Below are 16,944 nucleotides of genomic sequence, written 5' to 3' on the forward strand. Positions count from 1 at the left end.
GTACTACTCGGCCCCGCTGGACCGAGGAGTGGGCGTCGGCACCGCCGTGATGCTCGTGCTGGGGCTGGCGCTCTTCGGCTGTCTCACGGCCTGGCAGATCGCCGCCATCACCCATGCGGAGTATCCGCGGCTGCGAGCGATCGAGGCGCTGGCCACCGCGGTGCCGCTCTTCCTCGTGCTGTTCTCCGCGACGTACTTCCTGCTCGCCGACAACCGGCCGTCGTCGTTCTCGGAGCCGCTGAGCCGGACCGACGCGCTGTACTTCACGGTCACGGTGTTCGCGACCGTCGGCTTCGGCGACATCGCGCCCACCACCGGCACCAGCCGTGCGCTGACCACCGTGCAGATGCTCGCGGATCTGATCGTGGTGGGCGTGTTGGCCAAGGTCCTCTTCGGCGCGGTCCGCGTCGGGCTGCGCCGCCGGGGCGAGGCCCCCAAGTACCCGGAGGAGGAGCCGTGACCGCCGACGGGACGCAGCCGCAGGAGGCAGACCTGCTGAGGGGCAAGCCCCGCCACGGGCCCGGGAGGTTGGGGGTTCACGTGCGGGGCTGGGCTCACGAGGTGGGGGCGTCACACCCCGGTCAGGGTGTACGTACCTGTTCCGTCCTGCCTGCCACTGAAGTACTGGCGGATGAGCTCCCCGTCGGCGTACCGGTCATGGCTCATCATGGAGCCGGTGTACTTGTTCAGCATGCGGTTCCAGTCGAGCATGGCTCGAAGCCCCGCGAGGTACCTCGCTCAATGGCGGATGGACCTCGCGGCGATCCGCCTCCGCGACACCGCAGAGACCGTGGAGGACATCTCGGCGCAGGTGGGCTACCGATCCGTGCCGTCTTTCACCCGCGCCTTCGCACGCGATCGCGGATCTTCCCCCGGTGCTTACCGTGCACAAGTGCGTGCAAGCAGAGCACTGGAGCCCCGTGCGGCCGGCCGCCGCCTCTGAGGCCGACGGCATCACTGTCCTGCCCGGAACATGTGCTCGGTCGTTGCCGCGCTTTGCGCAGGACCGGGCGGGAGGCTGCTGCGAGCGGCCCACCCGCGAATCGTGTCTGCCACTTGGTCGAGATGGGACTCGAGCAGGAAGTGCCCCCCGTCGAGGAGCCTCACCTCGGCGTGCGGCGAGTCGCGACGGAAGGCCTCCGCGCCAGCAGCTGCGAAGATCTCGTCATTACGGCCCCACACGGCGAGGACAGGCACCCCGCTGCTACGCAGCCACGCCTGCACATCGGGGTACAGCGAGCGGTTGCTCGCGTAGTCGGCGAACAGAGCCAGCTGCGCGGCATCGACGCCCGGGCGGGCGAGAAGAGTTAGATCATGCTCCCACGCGTCCGGGTCGATGAGTGAGTCGTCGGGGACTCCGTGCTTGTACTGCCATTCGACGGCCTCCCTCTCGAGCGCCGGTCGCAGCGCAGCCTCGTTCTGCGGGCTACGATCCGCCGCGTAATCCCAGATGGGTTTCCAGAAGCTGGGGACGAAGCCCTCTTCGTAGGCGTTGCCGTTCTGGCTGATGACGCCCGTGACGGCGTCTGGATCGGCGAGAGCGAGCCGCCACGCGACGGGAGCGCCGTAGTCCTGCACGTACACGGTGTACTGCGTGATGCCGAGCCGGCTCAGGAAGCCCCGGGTCACTGCTGCCAACGAGTCGAAGGTGTAGCTGAACTGGCTGGTGGTGGGTGCCGACGAGCGCCCGAAGCCGATGTGGTCCGGGGCTATGACCCGGAACCTGTCGGCGAGGGCCGGCAAAAGGTGCCGGAACATGTGCGAGCTGGTGGGGTACCCATGGAGGAGCAGGAGCACCGGTGCGTTCGCTGCGCCTGACTCGCGGTAGAAGACGGTGAGGTCGTCGACCTCGACAGTGCGGTGGTGGACAGCAACCACGCTAACTCCTAAACTGCGTCTTAGTGGTTAGTTAGCTCAGCGAAGCATGCCCCAATCGATCGGTCAAGTGGAAGGTAACTGTGCAGAGTCCGGAGGACGTACTGCTCGCCGTCCTCAACAGCACACCTGTGGTGGACGGCCGAAATACCGACGAGCTTGTCGCGCTCGAAGGTCGAGCGCGGCTGCGCACGCTGGGCGGGAGCGGGACCGTACGCGAGCTCGCTCAGGTCCGGGCAGTCCGGGATGCGCTACAGGCGCTGCTGCGCGGTGAGGATGACGGGAGCGCTCATGACGTACTCCAGCGTCTGCTCGAAGACGTCTCGCAGGTGCCGCTCGTCACCAGCGACGGTGTCGACTGGGAGGTACGAGCGGATCGAGACAAGCGCCTAGCCGTGAACATCGTCCTCGCGTGGTCAGACGTCACACGCCAGCTACCCGGCAGGCTGCGGCCATGTTCTAACGCCGAGTGTCATCTGTTCCTCATCGACCGCAGCCGCCCCGGCACCGCACGGTGGTGCTCCATGGCGACGTGCGGGAACCGCATGAAGGCGCGCGCACATGCTCAGAGGCAGCGGACACGGCCATAGCGCGCCGCAGGCCGTGCACTGCGCCTGCCGACGGTTGGCCCATGGGCGAGTGGAGGAGCTCGCTGATGCAGCCGAGTGGGAGCAGCAGGCAAACGAGGCAATCCGGCCGTGCGGCCAGTCCATGCGGCCCGGTACCGCAGCCCACCGCCAAGAGCCGAGTGACAACTACGCCTGTCTGCCGTTCCTCGGCGTGGCGCCCGTGTGACTGGGCGTCGCCCTGGTGGAAGGGCGCAGCGGGCCGTCGGGGATTTCGACGCCGGTGGTCAGCCGAGACGCGTCGACGGAGGTCTGCGGCCGAGGCGTCGGCCGTTCCCGGCGGCTGCACGTCGTGCCGCCCGCCTTCCCACGACAGCTGCGGTCCTGGCCGGCCGCTTCCTTACGAGGCGAGCAGCGCGGCGGTGAGGCATCGGTGCAGCCAGTCGGCGGAGCGGTCGAGCGGCCATCGGCAGTCGTCGGTCAGGGTGAAGTAGGAGGCGTTGCCGAGGAAGTACCAGAGCACATCCGCAGCGTCGTCGACGGTGACTCCGGCGCGCAGTGCGCCCAGTTCTCCGAGCCGGGCCGCAGTGGCCCGCAATCCGCGGCGCAGGCTGTCGTGCGCCGTGCCGACGGCCTGCCGGACCCCGGCATCCTGGGGCGCGGCGGCGATCGCCTGACGCATGATCGGCGACCAGAGCTCGAACTCGCTTCGGGTGCCCTCCACGAGCATGCGCAGCAGCGCGCCGGGGTCGGTTTGCGCAGCGATCCGCTCGTAGATGCCGCCGGCCTCCGCGGCGCGCACCCCGTCCTCGATCAGTGTGCGTAGCAAACCGCTCTTGCCTCCGACCGCCGCGTAGACGGTGGGCGCCGCTACCCGCGCCGCGTGGGCGATGTCCTGCACCCGGGTGTCGAAATAGCCCCGTTCGACGAACAGGGCCCGCGCCGCCATCAGGATCGCTTGACGGGTCGCAGCCGCGTACTCGGCCCGTCGTCCGGCCTCTTGTGTCACCACCCCTATGACTGTAGACCCTGCCCGATCATCAGCCGCTGATAGGCAGCTACACTCGATATAGCGACCTATCAGAGAGAGTGGTTCCCATGATCTTTCCGGTACTCGAACACCTTGCTCACCAGTTCCCCGGCATCACTCCTGAGCAGGACAAGCTCCCCACACCGTGTGACGACTTCGACGTGAGCACATTGCGCCGCCACCTGCTGGGCTGGCTCACCTACTTCGACGCTGCCTTCACTGACCCGTCCGGCAGCGACCGGCCCGACCCGTCCGCGTACCAGGGCCCCGACCATCCGAGCGCCGTGATCGCGCACCTCACCACCACGATCCGATCGGCCCTGGCCGACGGCCTCGCGACAGCTACCGTGCAGGTTCCGCAGCTGGGGGGCGCCTATCCGGGCTCCGCAGTCATAGACCTGCTATTGATCGAAACGCTCGGCCACGGCTGGGACCTGGCCCGTGCGACCGGGCAATCATGGAACCCGGACCCGCAAACCTGCCAGCATGCCCTCACCGTGCTCGAAGGCGTGATCCAGCCGGAATACCGTGGCCCGGGTATGCCCTTCGGCCCCGAGATCGCCATCGACGCAAGCGCACCACCTCTGGACCGGCTGATCGCTTTCACCGGCCGCGACCCCGGTTGGGTGCCCCCCGTTCAGCTGCGCTGATGAGCGCCTGCGGCGTCGTCCTCGCTTGACGGCTCGGTGGATCATCCGCACGCCGAGAACGGCCACGGGCGCTGCCTCGTCAGCAGGCTCGTGGCCCGCTGGGCGCCCCGGCCGGACTCCGCCGGGCGGCGGGCCGGTCACGCCCGCTTCGTCCTCGAAGCAGACGAACGCGCCGGTCGCCGCCCGGAGGGTTTTACCTCCCGCCAGGTCACCTCCCGCCATGGAGGGATCGCCTTTTCGTCGCGTTCGGCAGCGGGCAGAGCCGGCATCTGCACGCTGGAGCCCGTCCGGTGCAGCAGCCGGGTCACTCCGCAGACGCTGTATGAGATGTGAAACTTCCGCCCCATCAGCGTGCGCACCCTTGGGGCCGTCCACACCTGGTCATCCGTCCAGCCGTGCGTGCCCGGCCCTTCTTCCAGCCAGATGGCGAGCTCGGCCTGCAGGTCGGGGCGGAGCCAGCAGCCGTAGCCCGGGGGTCCCTGGGAACGCAGCGCTTCCCGCCCGCCGTACTCCCAGGCACGGCGCCACTGGTAGACCGACTTTCACTCACCTGTAACTCGGTGCGATGTACGGGACTTTTACGTCCTCGTCGAAAAGGTCAGCAGCCCGCTTGCGTACCTCTTCGCGGTGCTTGCGCTGCTCGGCGGTGGGCCCGCCCCCCTCCGGATACCGCGTACTTCCGGGCTACCAGCCGCGACGGGCCCCTGTCGACAGGCCCGACAAAGGCCCAGACGCTGTAACGCCAAGGTCAGTAATGGGCTTCCGGCAGACGTCCTCACCGCCGGGCAGGTGCTCCGCGAATGGCGTAGGAGCACCTGCCTCGTGTTCATCGGATGGGACTGGGCGACCGAGGCCCCCGACTGACGGTCATGGACAACTCCGGTGCGCAGGTGAAACGTTGGGAGTTCGTGCACACTGAGGAAGGCGTCGCCAGGACGCTGACAAATCATCCTGTCTCGTCCGGCCGCTGGAAGACCCCGCCCTCCATCCCGACCGACACCCACCTCAGTCACTCGCGCACGGTTCCCGGGGCAATGGTCGACGGGCACAGCAATCACGGGGCCGACAGCCGGCCGGCGGCGAACACGGACTCGGGCACAGACCTGCGCCGCCCGTACGGTCATCGGGTCGTGTCCGTCCCGGACGGCCGCAGCAGATCGAACACGGAAGCAGACGGGTTCCTGGATTCTCCAACGGGTCAGCGCGCGAACCCGCGCGTCCGTTTTCTCACGGTGCCGGAAGGAGTGCCCAGTTCGACGTGGGCATCCATCCTGGGCCACGTGTCATCGAGGCGCCGCTTGGCTGTCTGTCTCGGTGCCGCCGTGCGTGCCGGTTCCGACCTGAGCGCTGTCCTTCAACGTGCGGTCGCTACCAGACGATGTGCGGTCGAAGAAGCTTCGGCGCGGCCGCCGGAAATAATCTGTGGGAGTGCTGCTCACTGCTGGTTAGTCTCACGCAGATGGAAATCCGAACGTTCGAGGAACGGGATTGGCCGCAGGTCTGGCCGATCATCGAGCAGATCATCCGCAAGGGAGACACCTTCTGCTACGACCCGCTGCAAAACGAGGCGCAAGCCCATGACTTGTGGGTGGCACCGCCGCCAGGGCACGTCGTAGTGGCGGTGGAGGATCAGCGCATACTCGGTACCTCCAACATGTACCCCAATCGTCCGGGCCCGGGTGCGCACATCGCCAGCGGCAACTTTATGGTCGCTCCAGAAGCACGCGGTCGGGGTGTCGGCCAGGCGTTGGGCGAGTACCTTCTGGACTTGGCGCGAAGCCGTGAATTCGCCGGCGTGCAGTTCAACGCCGTTGCGGCCTCCAACGCGCCGGCAATCAGGCTGTACGAGCGTCTCGGTTTCGCCATGATCGGCACCGTCCCCGGCGCGTTCCGGCATCCCACGCTGGGTGCGGTCGGCCTGCATGTCATGTATCACGACCTGGACTCGTGACCACTGCTGGTCTGCTGCGAGTCTGACCGGGCCCCACGCCCGAGGAAGAAGCGTCAGGCTGATGGCCCACAGACGATGTTCGTCCGGCCGCCCGCGTCGTCATGAGGGTTCCGTCCGCGCGGTGTAGCGGTTCCCGGTGCCGGATCGGGTCAATTTCGTGGGTGGTGGAGGTAGAGGTGCGGGTTCAGGGGACGTGAAGATCACCGGTGCCAAGACGAAGGCAGGGCTGGAACGGGACCTCTCAACCTTCATCCAGGCCTGATCACTGCAGCACTGCCTGCACGTGGGACGGAGCGGTCGCAGCACCGCCGGCCACGGGCGGTTCCTGGTATTGACCGTCGGGTGGGGTGCCCTGCTGCAGCTTGAGCGCCTGGCCGGCCTCATCGTCGGCCACGGTCGCCGATGTCCTCCACGCCCGGAGCGTGGAGGACGGATGAGTGTCGCACGCTCCAACGATTTGCGGTCAGCGGATCGGGGGCAGTGCCTTGTCGGGGTGGGCTGCCTGGACGTAGCGGACAGCGGTGCCGGGATGGATGCCGAACAGCTGCACCAGGTGTACGGGGTCGGCGGTCTGGCGGGCCTCGTCCAGCACTCGGTCGCTCCACATCTGGCGGGGGGTGATTCCGGTGCGGTCGAATGCGCGGCGCAGGGCGCAGTAGCTGACGGGTGGGAGGGCGGGGTGGTGCGCTGAGTGCGTTGTCACCAGTAGGTGCGGATTGGTGGAGGCGGGCCACTGCTGCTGCCGCTYGTGGAGCCAGTCGTCCACCAGGCGGCGGGTCAGTGTGTCGAGGTAGACCGTGTGCGGCTGTCCACGCAGGAGCAGACGCGTTCTTGTTTGAGGGCGCGGAAGATGCTGAGAAGGACGTGGTGGACGCCGCGGGCCCGGTGTCCCCGCCGGTCGCTGAGGGCGGACGTCACGTGCGCAGTGGTGATCTGCCGCAGATCCAGCCCGTCCTGGCTCCACAGGGACAGGACCGGAAAAACGACGTTCAGATCGCGCCGGATGCGCGTGTAGTCGGCGGGCGGGTGGGGTCGGCGGCCTTCCCCACGGCGGACGGCAACCCACGTCCGCACCTGGCCGGCGATGGTGTCGGGAAGCCGCCCGAGCTTGTCTTCGATGGCCTGGCGGTGCCGGGCGTCCGTGCGGGCCCCGTCCAGGCGGGCCAGCGAGGGGGCGGCGGCTGTCGTGCGTTGGTGGTCGGGTTCGAGCAGGCCGCGCTCGTGCAAAAAGAACACGATCCGGTGCAGGGAGACCTTTTGGCCCCAGGGCCGCGAGCGTCCGCACGTCCCGCTCGGCGATGGGTTGCGCCATGCCGGTGTAAGCCAGCAGGCGGTGCAGCAGCCGGATGGAGTTGGCGTGGATGTGCTGCCCGCCAGCAGTGGCGGGAAGACAGACCGTGAACTGCTCCAGCAGTGCTCCCGCTTCCGCGCTGAGCGGCGGCATCATGCCGTGGGGCACGGAGTGAACGGCTCTCCAGTCGCGAGGGACGCTCAGCAGCATCGTCTGCGCCGAGGTCACGGGATCGAAGGCGGGCAGCGAGGCGGCGTGACCGTCGTGCTCCACGACTGGCGCCAAGGGCGGCAGCGTTGTCTTGCCCACCAGTTGGTGGGCAAGCGGTCCGGCGAAGGTGAGCTGGGTGAAGCATGCGGGCGCCTGACGCACGTTCCGCACGAACGCCAGACACCCCCGGCACAGACTCTCCTTGGGATGCACGGGCAGGCCGTCGCGGGAGCAGCGAGCACACCGGCCCGCCGGGCGGTGCTCACCGCGATGCCAGCCCGCGCAGCCGGCCTTGGCACCGCCGTCTCGCGACGGGTTCCGGATTCATCCACGATCACGCAGATCACGGGTGCCACTCGCAGATTCTGCAAGTTTCTACGGAAAATCCAGCTACAGAGGGACATGTCGAACGCAGGTCTCCGGCCTGCTAAGACGCGATTGATCGCACTCAGAATCCCCCCAGGAACCTGCGCGTACTCCAGTAACGAAGTGGGCCGGTCACTCGCCAGCCGCCCGGGCACCGCGCCGCTGCCGCCGGTTCTGCAGCGACTCGAAGGCGAGCCGGCCCGCCGCGTCCCACACGACGTTGACCGGGTTCGGATGGAGACAAAAGGCCAGAGAGGGACGGAGGCTGCGACGTGAGGGCGGATGTATGTGCGGCGAGAGGGCTTGCGGGAATGGTTGGGGGGACAGCCAAGGCGGGCTCCCCACCATTCCCACAGGGCTACCAGGGCACTTCCCCGTTTTCGTCTTGGAAAGTTCCTGTCGGACCGTCCGCGCCCAGAGTCGCGAGACGCACGACGACCCTAGCGCTCTCCTCCGGTGCCCTTCCGATTCCAAATGCCGCGGTCAGGTCGGTCGCGGTGGTGCCGGGCTCGACTGCATTGAACTTGATGCCCGGCTGGGACTTGGCGTACTGGACCGTGAGCATGGTGGCTGCGGACTTGGACGCAGAGTAAAGGGCCAACGGCAAGTTGAACTCCGGCCGGTCCGGATTGGTCACTGCCCAGAAGGACCCGGCACTGCTCGAGACGGTGACCACGGTCGGGTTCGAGGACCTACGCAGCAGGGGAAGCGCCGCCTCCGTGACGCGCACGATTCCCACCGCGTTGGTATCAAAGGCCCGGAGAGCCGTGGGACCGTCGGTTGCTCCGTTTCCCAAGACACCTGCGTTGTTCACCAGGACGTCGAGCCGGCCCGCGGCCGAGTCGATCGTCGCCAGCGCGCTGCTCACCGATGCGTCGTCGGTCACGTCGAGTTGCACGAATCGTGCGCCAAGCGCCGCCGCGGCCTTCTCACCTCGCTCGACGTCACGCGCACCGATGTAGACAACGTGGCCCAACGCCGAGAGCTGTCTGGCTGTCTCGAAGCCGATGCCCTTATTGGCCCCAGTGATCAATGTGATGGTCATGCGTGTCCTCGCAGGGTATGGGGCCCCAGTAGGGCCGTTGCTGTTGTCCGAAGGGTTCTTTGCTGTGTTGGCGCTGATTTCCGTGGGTCAGCCGGTCAGCTGCCGGAGAAGTTCGCCGGCGTCGTGCAGGGCGGTCATATGTATGAACCGTCCGTTGCGGACCTGGTAGATGGCGTACTCGACGATCGCGAACGAGGCGCCGGTGGGAGCCACACCAAGCCATTCCTTCACCGGGGTACCCGTGTTGATAAGACGCGCAGCCAGGCGGTCACCGTCGAGGAGCAGTTCCTTGAGTTCCCAGCGAAGGTCCGGAACGGCGTCCACGTCAGCCTTCTGAACCGCGATGAGGGTGTCCCGGGTGGCCGGCTCACCGTTCAGGGTGGTCCGGTCGTTGATGAACTCGTCCATACCATCGAACTTGTGGGTGTTGAGGGCCTCGATATAGCGCAGGTAGAACGCGCGCAGATCGCTGTCGGACATGAAGGTGACCCTTCTGTGGGGTAGCTCCGGATCGCAGCCGCGACCGGAGGCAGAGCAGACGCGACGCCCGCACGGCATCGCCGTGCCGTGCATCGCCGAGGAAGGCGTCCGCCGAACCGAGCCACTGTTGATCAGGTCATGGGTGGCTCGCCTCTCAGATCTGGTTCAAGCCGCCGTCGACGTACAGACTCGAACCGGTGATGAAGCTGCTTTGTTCGGAGGCGAGGAAGGCCACTGCGGCGGCAATCTCCTCCGGGCGCCCGAGCCGGCCCAGCGGCACACGCGACGCCAGTCGCTGCTTGAACCGCTCCGGCGCGGGGGTGAGCCCCGACAGCGCGGGAGTATCGGTCGGGCCGGGCGTGATGGTGTTGACCCGGATGCCGCGACCCTTGAGTTCGTTGGCCCAGGTCCGGGAGAACGATCGGGTGGCGGCTTTGGTCGCCGCGTACACGCCGAGCGCCTCATCGCCGACGTCCACGTTGGTGGAGCCGTTCACGATGACCGAAGCGCCGTCGTTGAGCAGGGGCAGCGCCTTCTGGACAGTGAACAGCAGGCCTCGGACGTTGATACCGAAGAGGGTGTCGAAGTGCTCCTCGGTGACCTGCTCAAGGGGCACGAGGGAGGCGACGGAGGCGTTCGCGAACAGGATGTCCAGGCCCCGTTCCCGGCTGCGGACCGTCTCGTAGAGCCGGTCCAGGTCGGCCAGGTTCGAGATGTCGCCGGTCACCGCGGTAGCCGCTGAACCGATCAATTCGGTAGCCGCGTCGAGTTCGGTCTTGCGTCGGCCGGTGATGAACACGTGGGCTCCCTCGGCCGCCAGCCGGACGGCGCTCGCCAGGCCGATCCCGGTGCTGCCCCCAATGACCAGGGCGGTCTTCCCCTCAAGTAATCCCATGGTGACAACCTCCCCAGACTTCTGCAGCGTTCGCTGCAGAAGTCGACCCTAACACTTCCGCATCGGTCGATGCGGAAGAGGTAGACTGCGGGAGTGGAAACCAAACAGAAAGGCCCCATCGGCCGACCACGAGGCTTCGACGCCGACCAAGCTCTCGAGCGCGCCATGCTGGTCTTCTGGGAGCACGGCTATGAGGGAGCCAGTCTGGCCAACCTGACCGACGCGATGGGCATCTCCACCACCAGCATGTACGCAGCCTTCGGCAACAAGGAAGAGCTGTTCCGCAAGGCCCTGGAGCGCTACACCGAAGGCCCCAGCGCATACTTGCCCCGGGCCCTGGAGGAGCCGACCGCCCTCGGCGTCGCCACCGCGATCCTGGCCGGCACCCTTCGAACCACCACCCGCCCGGCCCATCCCCATGGGTGCCTGGGCGTCCAGGGCGCCCTGACCACCAGCAGCTCCGGGCAGGAAGTCCGCGACCTCCTCGTCACCTGGCGCAGCAACGGCTACTCCTGCATCCGAGAACGGTTCCAGCGAGCTGTCGACGACGGCGACCTGCCCCCCGAGACCGATCCGGGACTACTGGCCCGCTACCTCACCACCTTCGCCTATGGCATCGCCGTACAAGCCGCCAGCGGAGTCGGCCGCGACGAACTCCAGGAGATAGCCGACGCCGCCCTGCGCAACTGGCCACCCTCCTGAACTTCTCGCCCGGCGAGTGCTTCTGGGCCACCCATGGAGGACGACTGCCACTTGTACCCTCAACTACCCGTCCCGGACGGATTCCCTGAGACACCAACCGCAGACCCAACGACTCCGGGGCTGATGCCTGCCTGCTCTTGGGCGGCGACGATCATCTGCCGGACGATGCGGGCTACCTGATGGGCGCCCCGGGGACCGAGTTCCCGCAGGTGGGGCGAGAGGCTGTTCCGGCGCGGCGGTGTATGCCGCGAGGGCGCGGAAACTCTCTGTCAGCAGGGACCGCACCGCCGGGGCGCCGGTTCGTTCGCTGATCTACCGGTACACGTATCCCAGTACGGTGTCCTCACCCCCCGGTCGCAGCTCGTCGACCAAAGCTCGGTCGATCACCGACGTCGGCCAGGTGATGACGCTTCCGCCCGGTACCCCGAAGATTTCCGCGTTGAGGATTTGGCTGAGGTTCTGCGGCGGCAGCAAGGCGGTCGGCAGGCACAGCGAGGCCGCCTGAAGGATCGTCGTGCTGGCTCTGGGAGCACTTGCTGCGCTCAATGAGCGACTACCGACAGCATCAGCGCAACAGGTGCTGCCCCTGTTGGTCGAGTGAATCCCCAGAAAGCCGAACGTCTCGGGCTCTTCGATGAGCAGATGGTGGCCTATCGAGGCGCCTGCATCAAGGCCAAACTTCCTGTAGCCGACCAGGCCTCACAAGCCCTGCTGAACGCATGGAAGCTTGGGACATAAAGGACGCTGAGGGACTGCGTGCGAGCGAGCCTCCATGTGCACCTGCCAACGCTTGTGCCCGCGGTACACGAACGGGCGCAGCAGGGGCACCGCGGGGCCACGGCGCTCCTGGCCGACTGGCAGGTGGACGACCCGTCTGTCGCCGAGACCGCGCGGGAACTGGCCGGCACCGTGCTGGCCGAACCGGTCGGCACTGTCCGCCCCTTCTATGCCATGGGAACCACAGCGCGGCGGTGCGCGGCATACCTCACAGCATGCTCCGACGGCCAAAGCAGCGTGAGCACAGGCGAGCCAATCAGACTCTTGCGCGAACGCGTCGCAGCGCACCTGCTGTTGTGGACCGAAGACCGCAAAAGCATCGCCGAGCGACGCTCCGAGGCCGTTCGCGCACTGTCCATCCTTGCTGCAGCCCTGCCAGCGCCCTGAGAGATCGCGCGTTCGAACAACTTATGAACCTGTATCAAGATCTCGGAAGGCATCCGGCCGACGCCGCCGAGCGACGCAGTCAGCACCCCCTGAGCCGCTACAGGATCAATACTGCAGGAGACTGGCGTCTGCCCACAGAGATCCTGCACGCGAGCGGCCACCTCGCCACGGGCGTCGAACAACGTATCCGCGTCGAGCAGCGCCTGCTCCCACACCTGACACATCCTGAAGACGAACGCGACCACGGCTGGCTGCAGGCACGAACCATGCTCGCAGTCGATCGCCTGACCCCCGAGCAATAGTCAAGAGTTGTGGATCACCTGGGAGCTTTTATGGAACGGAGCCGCGGGCTCCGGTTGTATGTCTGACGGCTACTGACGCTGCTCCCAGTCGGCCCGGGCGAGGTCGTACTCGACTTCGCCGTGCTCGGATCCTGCGATTGCCTCCGGCCAGTCCCCGGTGAAGTCCCGGAGGAATGACAGGCCCGCCTTCTCCATCACACGCCGGGATCGCGTGTTTACCGCCATCGTGTTCGCGGTGACCCGCTCCACTCCGAGGTCGGTGAACCCTTTGCTGATCAGGGCCCGAGATCCCTCCGTGGCATAGCCCTTGCCCCAGGCAGCCTTGTTCAGCCGGTAGCCGAGCTCCACCACGGAGGAGCTGCGATCGTCAAGGGGACGGAACTCGAACCAGCCCAGGAAGGTCCCGGTGGCCTTTTCCTCCGCGGCCCAGTAGCCACGGGTACCGAAGCGCGGATAGTCGTGGAGGAGCCGCGGCAGGGTCTGCGCATGGATCGCCTCTCGGCTTGTTGGCCGACCGCCGTTGATGAAGCGCATGACGTCGGGATCGTTGTCCAGTGCGAACAGGTCGTCCGCGTCGGCGTCGGTGAACGGACGCAGCACGAGCTGTTCGGTTTCCAGGAAAACATGCATGCCGCGATCTTCACTACCGGTGGCTGGGCCCGCCACCGGATATTTGCCGTGGGCGGGTGAGGGGGTCCGTTTCATGCAGCGTGAGCCTCGGGGCGTTCGACGAGGTGGCCGCGTTCGAAGCGGGCTCCGGCACGGACGAGGGCGACGAGGTGGGGTGCGTTCACGGCCCGCCATCGTTGCTGGGCGGACTCTACGAGTTTGAAGACCATGGCCAGGGCGGCGGCCGGCCCCGCGGGTGACCTTGGTCCGGAGGAGGCCCACCTGTCGCATCCTGCTATCCGCTCGGGCGGCTTCGCCACCCGGCTGAGTTTCTCGGGGAGTTTGTACAGATAGACGTGGCCCAAGAGGTCGGCGTCGCATCACGACGACCGCCCACATCCTCACTCCGCCAGCGATCCAGCGATCCAGCGATCCAGCGAGAAAGCTCTACGCCGTGTTGTAACTGAGGCGGAGAAGGCCGTGGGCACGTTCCAGGTCCCGCTCCGTGCGCAGTTGCAGCTCGGGTTTCCCCGGACCCCGAGCTTGGAGACCTAACCCCACCACACCACTCGCTCTATCGCCGCCCACACGGCCCTCCTCGGAGGCTCGCCTCCGCGCGCGGAGAGCACCGGCCGCCAGAGCGAGGCCACCAACAGTTCGGGGTGAAGTCGCATCCTGTGTCACCGAGCTGGATTCCTGGTCATCGGCGACCCTCTGTGATCACGTGCCAGAGTTCGGCCTCCGTCTCTTCTTCCGCACTCATTTCGTCCTCGATTAGCCCATACGGCGGACGGCCCTCGTTGCGGCTGTACCGCACCACCACGCTGTCTTCCACCGTGGCGCAATCCATCGAAGGGAGGAAACCCACCTATCATGTCGGCATCAGACACAGGCGCGTGGCGGGAGACGCGCGCGGGACTTCGTCAGGAGGACGGGTCGCGTTCGAGGGCGGGCCGTTCCATGTCCCCGTTGAATCGGTAGGCCGGCAGCGAGCTCGTCTTGATGAGACGGAATCCCTTGCCGCCGTTGTCCAGGGTCGTGGTGCCGGCCTTGCCGTCGGCGACCCAGTGCAGGACGATCGCGAACGCGCAGTCGCCTGTGACGTTCTTCGCGTTGACGAGGAAGTCCTCGGGGTCGCTGAGGCTGACCTTGAAGGGGAAGCGCACCGGCGGGATCGCCTTGCCGTTGTTGTCCTGGCCGGCGTCCGGGGTCACCTTCACCGGCCGGCGAGCGAAGTCCGCGGTGAACGACCGCTGGAGCTGCGCCGCACCGCAGCCGAATGCGGTGTTGATGACGACTCCGCGGGTCGGCGGGGGAACGCTGCGCAGGACCGTGACCTCCATGTCCGTGAGAAGCACCGACTCCTCGGTGCGGCCCTGCACCGTCATGTCCACCGGCGGACTGTACTGGTCACTGACCAGCTCCGTCTCCGTCGCGTCCTTCGTGTGGTTCTTCCACGCGGTGAAGTACCGCTCCGGCGGGCCGTCGTACCAGATCGTCGGGCACTCGCCGTCGGACCATGCGGCGCGCACGGCCAAGGGCGACCTGCCCGTCCAGACCGGCTCGTTCGGCGACGCACCGGCTGCTGACGACAGGGGTGCGGGTCGTCCGTTCCGGGATGTGGCGGACCCCGTTGACGAGATGCCCGTGCGGCTGCCGGTCGCCCCGGCCGGCGCCTGGTCATCCGCCAGGAGCCACACGCCGCCCGCGGCCAGCAAGGCGGCCACGGCGGCGGTGGACAATGCCCAGAGGACGAGCGGGCGCCGTCCGGTGACGGGACGCCCGGCCGGCGCCGCGTCGCCTGGAGCTTCCTCTCTCACCGTGCGCTCGGCTGCCGCGGCCTCGTCGCGCTGCCGGCGGGCCTCGTCCCACAGCCGCAGTGCTTCGGACGCGGCCTCCCTGCCGCCGAGCGCCCGAGCGACGGCCTCGGCGGTCTCGCGGCGCGGCAGCCCATGGTTGCCCCTGAAGAGGTTCGACAAGGTGCCCAGGGACAGTGAGGAAGACGCGTCAATCCCACGGATCTGCTTGATGATTTTCTCGTAGCTCGGTGATCCGTGCGACAACCGTAACTCGAACATGTACCGCGTGAGCTCCTGTGCCGCGTCACCCTGCGCCGTCGTGCTCTCGCTGTCGACCATGCCCGCACCCCTCCCGCACTCCCCCGCCTCTTTCCGGGCGACCGGTGCAGCGCAGCCTAGACCGGGCTGCCCGGAGCGGTGGCGGCATCACACCAATGGGCTTCACTTCCCTTCAACACCCTTCAAAGACCTTCAATGACCATCGGACCAGCGGCGAATCCCGGCCCCGGACCTTGAACTCAAGGCAACCCACCCGATCGGCCAGGCCCCGTTCGTGCCTCGGCCTCGTTGTGTCCGGAGCTGCCGTGACCCTCACTTTTCACTCGCCCCAGGGACTTCATGAACTCCTGTACGCCTGGGGGGTCCTGCAGCGTCAAGCCCGCCCGGAGCGGTGCGTCACGTATCTGGTCCGGCACACGGGCCTCGCCCTTTGCGACCTCGAACACCTGCGGCTGGTACGCAACCGCTGCGCACACCCGGAGGACGGCTGGCCCGCTCAGACCGAGATGGACCGCGCTCTGTCCACCGCCCACCGCGCCCGTCGTCGCCTGGGGCTGGACAAGTGATCGCGGTGGCGTGGACCGTGGCCACGGCCATTCACCCGACGGACTGGCGTCACGTGGGCGAACTTCTTCTTTGACGCAGCCCGGGCAGATGAGGCGTCCCGCCGGAATCTGGGGAGTACGGAGGGAGCCGCGCTTTCGGCGCTGGCGGACAAGCTCAGCGCCCTGGCCCCTGGCTACAGCACCGAGCCCTACCTGGACGAACTGGGTCAACTACCCTGCCCTCACACCATCTGCCTCACGCTGCCGCCTTCGGGCGGCCGGACGTAGTCGCGGCCGCCACCGAGGCTCTGACGCCTGGCTTGTTCACCGCGTTCCTAGCCGACGCCGAGAGGGGTTCGCCGGACGCGACGCCATAGAGGCATATGGGGCGGCCAGCGAGCCCCCGGCCGTAGCCGCTTCGCCTGGTGCACCACAGGGTACGGCCCCAACAACCGTTGATCCTCTTCCGCCTCAGCTACGCGGCAGCCTAGAGACCTGTTGCGGGAAGAAGGTCTCCAGCCCGCTCCAGGTCCCGCTCCGTACTCAGCTGCAGTTCCAGGTCGCCGGTGCCGTGATGACCGAGCCCCGTCACGTCTCGGATGAAGCCTGGCACGAGGTCGACGCCCTTCGGGTCGGCCTTGGGGTAGACGAGGAGCTTGGTCTGCTGCGGCGCGCAGACGCTGGCGAAGTTCCGCAGCCGTCGGTGGGCGCGGGTACTGCTTGCGCTGTACCCGGGTGACGCCGTCACCGAGGCCGACCAGGACCTCGTCGACCGCCTGGGCGAGCCCGGCCATCGCACCGCTCTGTTGCCGGACCGGCAGCGCCCCAGGCACGCGCCGGCGCACCCGCTGGGCCGGTGCCGAGTGCCCCGTGACGGAGGCTACGGTCTCCAGGGCGAAGTGATCGCTGCCGAATAGACGGTCTTGTAGGGCGGGAAGTCTTGCGGCAGGTACTCCCACGGGATGCCGGTGCGGTTGAGGTAGAGGATTGCGTTGACGATCTCTCGCAGGTCATGCACCCGGGCTGCCGTTCCGGGGCCGGTCCGTCTCGCCCGCCAGTCGTTGAAGACCGGTTCAATCAAGCCCAACGGGTGTCGGACACGTCACTTCGGTACGGACTACGAACACTCACGCCTCATCCAACGACCACCAACGACACCAGTCACAAAACCATCCCAGAACACCA

The 16,944-nt window shown here is 67.3% G+C and carries 21 protein-coding genes and 3 pseudogenes; 9 read left to right on the forward strand and 15 right to left on the reverse strand.

The features are described from left to right. Positions 1-460 (forward strand): potassium channel family protein (locus ACJA3G_RS01215; protein WP_406550949.1); only part of this gene is annotated, 460 nt, incomplete at its 5' end. 110 nt (positions 461-570) lie between these two features. Here ACJA3G_RS01215 and ACJA3G_RS01220 read toward each other — a convergent pair. Beyond that, complete coding sequence (locus tag ACJA3G_RS01220; protein ID WP_406550994.1) at positions 571-711, reverse strand: hypothetical protein; 141 nt, start codon at positions 709-711, stop codon at positions 571-573. Between ACJA3G_RS01220 and ACJA3G_RS01225 the strand changes: the two genes are divergently transcribed. After that, positions 710-943, forward strand: coding sequence for a helix-turn-helix domain-containing protein (locus tag ACJA3G_RS01225; RefSeq protein ID WP_406550991.1), 234 nt, complete (start codon positions 710-712; stop codon positions 941-943). The two genes, ACJA3G_RS01220 and ACJA3G_RS01225, sit on opposite strands and share 2 nt — an antisense overlap. 11 nt (positions 944-954) lie before the next feature. On the opposite strand, the gene ACJA3G_RS01230 is transcribed toward ACJA3G_RS01225, so the two are convergent. Next, positions 955-1,878, reverse strand: a complete 924-nt coding sequence (locus ACJA3G_RS01230; RefSeq protein ID WP_406550950.1) for an alpha/beta fold hydrolase — start codon at positions 1,876-1,878, stop codon at positions 955-957. A 392-nt stretch (positions 1,879-2,270) separates the two neighbouring features. Here ACJA3G_RS01230 and ACJA3G_RS01235 point away from each other — a divergent pair, with 392 nt between their 5' ends. Continuing rightward, positions 2,271-2,465, forward strand: coding sequence for a CGNR zinc finger domain-containing protein (locus ACJA3G_RS01235; RefSeq protein ID WP_406550992.1), 195 nt, complete (start codon positions 2,271-2,273; stop codon positions 2,463-2,465). Between the two features lie 376 nt (positions 2,466-2,841). Here the strand turns inward: ACJA3G_RS01235 and ACJA3G_RS01240 are convergent, their stop codons facing one another. Next, positions 2,842-3,453, reverse strand: a complete 612-nt coding sequence (locus tag ACJA3G_RS01240; protein ID WP_406550951.1) for a TetR/AcrR family transcriptional regulator — start codon at positions 3,451-3,453, stop codon at positions 2,842-2,844. 86 nt (positions 3,454-3,539) lie between these two features. Between ACJA3G_RS01240 and ACJA3G_RS01245 the strand changes: the two genes are divergently transcribed. Continuing rightward, positions 3,540-4,121, forward strand: a complete 582-nt coding sequence (locus tag ACJA3G_RS01245) for a TIGR03086 family metal-binding protein (RefSeq protein ID WP_406550952.1) — start codon at positions 3,540-3,542, stop codon at positions 4,119-4,121. A 137-nt stretch (positions 4,122-4,258) separates the two neighbouring features. On the opposite strand, the gene ACJA3G_RS01250 is transcribed toward ACJA3G_RS01245, so the two are convergent. Continuing rightward, on the reverse strand, positions 4,259-4,468 hold the full coding sequence (locus ACJA3G_RS01250) for a winged helix-turn-helix domain-containing protein (RefSeq protein ID WP_406550953.1): 210 nt from the start codon (positions 4,466-4,468) through the stop codon (positions 4,259-4,261). 1,112 nt (positions 4,469-5,580) lie between these two features. Here ACJA3G_RS01250 and ACJA3G_RS01255 point away from each other — a divergent pair. Continuing rightward, positions 5,581-6,072, forward strand: coding sequence for a GNAT family N-acetyltransferase (locus ACJA3G_RS01255; RefSeq protein WP_406550954.1), 492 nt, complete (start codon positions 5,581-5,583; stop codon positions 6,070-6,072). Positions 6,073-6,334: 262 nt separating this feature from the next. Here ACJA3G_RS01255 and ACJA3G_RS01260 read toward each other — a convergent pair whose 3' ends face one another. The 6 genes from ACJA3G_RS01260 to ACJA3G_RS01285 all read right to left on the reverse strand — a co-directional run bounded on the left by ACJA3G_RS01260 (position 6,335) and on the right by ACJA3G_RS01285 (position 10,359). After that, the gene (locus tag ACJA3G_RS01260) at positions 6,335-6,466 is read right to left on the reverse strand and encodes a hypothetical protein (protein ID WP_406550955.1); all 132 of its coding nucleotides are present in this window, start codon (positions 6,464-6,466) and stop codon (positions 6,335-6,337) included. 69 nt (positions 6,467-6,535) lie between these two features. Next, positions 6,536-6,838, reverse strand: a complete 303-nt coding sequence (locus tag ACJA3G_RS01265; protein ID WP_406550956.1) for a hypothetical protein — start codon at positions 6,836-6,838, stop codon at positions 6,536-6,538. A gap of 11 nt (positions 6,839-6,849) precedes the next feature. Further along, positions 6,850-7,308: a hypothetical protein gene (locus tag ACJA3G_RS01270; RefSeq protein WP_406550957.1), complete on the reverse strand. Its 459-nt coding sequence runs from the start codon at positions 7,306-7,308 to the stop codon at positions 6,850-6,852. 989 nt (positions 7,309-8,297) lie between these two features. Beyond that, positions 8,298-8,984: an SDR family NAD(P)-dependent oxidoreductase gene (locus ACJA3G_RS01275; protein ID WP_406550958.1), complete on the reverse strand. Its 687-nt coding sequence runs from the start codon at positions 8,982-8,984 to the stop codon at positions 8,298-8,300. 87 nt (positions 8,985-9,071) lie between these two features. Next, a complete protein-coding gene (locus tag ACJA3G_RS01280; RefSeq protein WP_406550959.1) occupies positions 9,072-9,464 on the reverse strand; it encodes an ester cyclase in 393 nt (130 codons plus the stop codon). 154 nt (positions 9,465-9,618) lie between these two features. Next, entirely contained in the window at positions 9,619-10,359 is a 741-nt protein-coding gene (locus tag ACJA3G_RS01285; RefSeq protein ID WP_406550960.1) for an SDR family NAD(P)-dependent oxidoreductase, read from the reverse strand. Between the two features lie 93 nt (positions 10,360-10,452). Here ACJA3G_RS01285 and ACJA3G_RS01290 point away from each other — a divergent pair, with 93 nt between their 5' ends. The 3 genes from ACJA3G_RS01290 to ACJA3G_RS01300 all read left to right on the forward strand — a co-directional run bounded on the left by ACJA3G_RS01290 (position 10,453) and on the right by ACJA3G_RS01300 (position 12,527). Then, positions 10,453-11,061, forward strand: a complete 609-nt coding sequence (locus ACJA3G_RS01290; RefSeq protein WP_406550961.1) for a TetR/AcrR family transcriptional regulator — start codon at positions 10,453-10,455, stop codon at positions 11,059-11,061. Positions 11,062-11,817: 756 nt separating this feature from the next. Further along, positions 11,818-12,225 carry a hypothetical protein gene (locus ACJA3G_RS01295; protein ID WP_406550962.1) on the forward strand — a complete coding sequence of 136 codons (408 nt, stop codon included), beginning with the start codon at positions 11,818-11,820 and terminating at the stop codon, positions 12,223-12,225. 23 nt (positions 12,226-12,248) lie between these two features. Beyond that, positions 12,249-12,527 (forward strand): hypothetical protein, encoded by a 279-nt coding sequence (locus ACJA3G_RS01300; RefSeq protein WP_406550963.1) that lies wholly within the window; start codon positions 12,249-12,251, stop codon positions 12,525-12,527. Between the two features lie 69 nt (positions 12,528-12,596). Here the strand turns inward: ACJA3G_RS01300 and ACJA3G_RS01305 are convergent, their stop codons facing one another. The 3 genes and pseudogenes from ACJA3G_RS01305 to ACJA3G_RS01315 form a co-directional block, all read right to left on the reverse strand. Continuing rightward, a complete protein-coding gene (locus ACJA3G_RS01305; RefSeq protein ID WP_406550964.1) occupies positions 12,597-13,157 on the reverse strand; it encodes a GNAT family N-acetyltransferase in 561 nt (186 codons plus the stop codon). A 71-nt stretch (positions 13,158-13,228) separates the two neighbouring features. After that, positions 13,229-13,387: pseudogene (locus ACJA3G_RS01310) on the reverse strand (IS256 family transposase); the annotation flags it as partial. A 672-nt stretch (positions 13,388-14,059) separates the two neighbouring features. Further along, positions 14,060-15,274, reverse strand: coding sequence for a hypothetical protein (locus tag ACJA3G_RS01315; protein ID WP_406550965.1), 1,215 nt, complete (start codon positions 15,272-15,274; stop codon positions 14,060-14,062). Between the two features lie 245 nt (positions 15,275-15,519). On the opposite strand from ACJA3G_RS01315, the gene ACJA3G_RS01320 reads away from it, so the two are divergent. Continuing rightward, positions 15,520-15,780 carry a hypothetical protein gene (locus ACJA3G_RS01320; RefSeq protein WP_406550966.1) on the forward strand — a complete coding sequence of 87 codons (261 nt, stop codon included), beginning with the start codon at positions 15,520-15,522 and terminating at the stop codon, positions 15,778-15,780. Positions 15,781-16,246: 466 nt separating this feature from the next. Here ACJA3G_RS01320 and ACJA3G_RS01325 read toward each other — a convergent pair. Beyond that, a pseudogene (locus tag ACJA3G_RS01325) lies at positions 16,247-16,679 on the reverse strand (transporter); the annotation flags it as partial. Then, positions 16,673-16,890 (reverse strand): annotated as a pseudogene (locus ACJA3G_RS01330) (transposase); the annotation flags it as partial. The pseudogenes ACJA3G_RS01325 and ACJA3G_RS01330, both read right to left, overlap by 7 nt. Between the last annotated feature and the right edge of the window lie 54 nt (positions 16,891-16,944).

The organism is Streptomyces sp. YS-3, from assembly GCF_045257485.1.
Lineage (GTDB): Bacteria > Actinomycetota > Actinomycetes > Streptomycetales > Streptomycetaceae > Streptomyces.

Bases quoted from the DNA above. Each gene is read 5' to 3' on its own strand.
- ACJA3G_RS01225 (WP_406550991.1), top strand. From the start codon at position 710: ATGGCTCGAAGCCCCGCGAGGTACCTCGCTCAATGGCGGATGGACCTC.
- ACJA3G_RS01280 (WP_406550959.1), bottom strand. From the start codon at position 9,464: ATGTCCGACAGCGATCTGCGCGCGTTCTACCTGCGCTATATCGAGGCC.
- ACJA3G_RS01250 (WP_406550953.1), bottom strand. From the start codon at position 4,468: ATGGGGCGGAAGTTTCACATCTCATACAGCGTCTGCGGAGTGACCCGG.
- ACJA3G_RS01220 (WP_406550994.1), bottom strand. From the start codon at position 711: ATGCTCGACTGGAACCGCATGCTGAACAAGTACACCGGCTCCATGATG.
- ACJA3G_RS01305 (WP_406550964.1), bottom strand. From the start codon at position 13,157: ATGCATGTTTTCCTGGAAACCGAACAGCTCGTGCTGCGTCCGTTCACC.
- ACJA3G_RS01300 (WP_406550963.1), top strand. From the start codon at position 12,249: ATGAACCTGTATCAAGATCTCGGAAGGCATCCGGCCGACGCCGCCGAG.
- ACJA3G_RS01315 (WP_406550965.1), bottom strand. From the start codon at position 15,274: ATGGTCGACAGCGAGAGCACGACGGCGCAGGGTGACGCGGCACAGGAG.
- ACJA3G_RS01255 (WP_406550954.1), top strand. From the start codon at position 5,581: ATGGAAATCCGAACGTTCGAGGAACGGGATTGGCCGCAGGTCTGGCCG.
- ACJA3G_RS01285 (WP_406550960.1), bottom strand. From the start codon at position 10,359: ATGGGATTACTTGAGGGGAAGACCGCCCTGGTCATTGGGGGCAGCACC.
- ACJA3G_RS01245 (WP_406550952.1), top strand. From the start codon at position 3,540: ATGATCTTTCCGGTACTCGAACACCTTGCTCACCAGTTCCCCGGCATC.
- ACJA3G_RS01275 (WP_406550958.1), bottom strand. From the start codon at position 8,984: ATGACCATCACATTGATCACTGGGGCCAATAAGGGCATCGGCTTCGAG.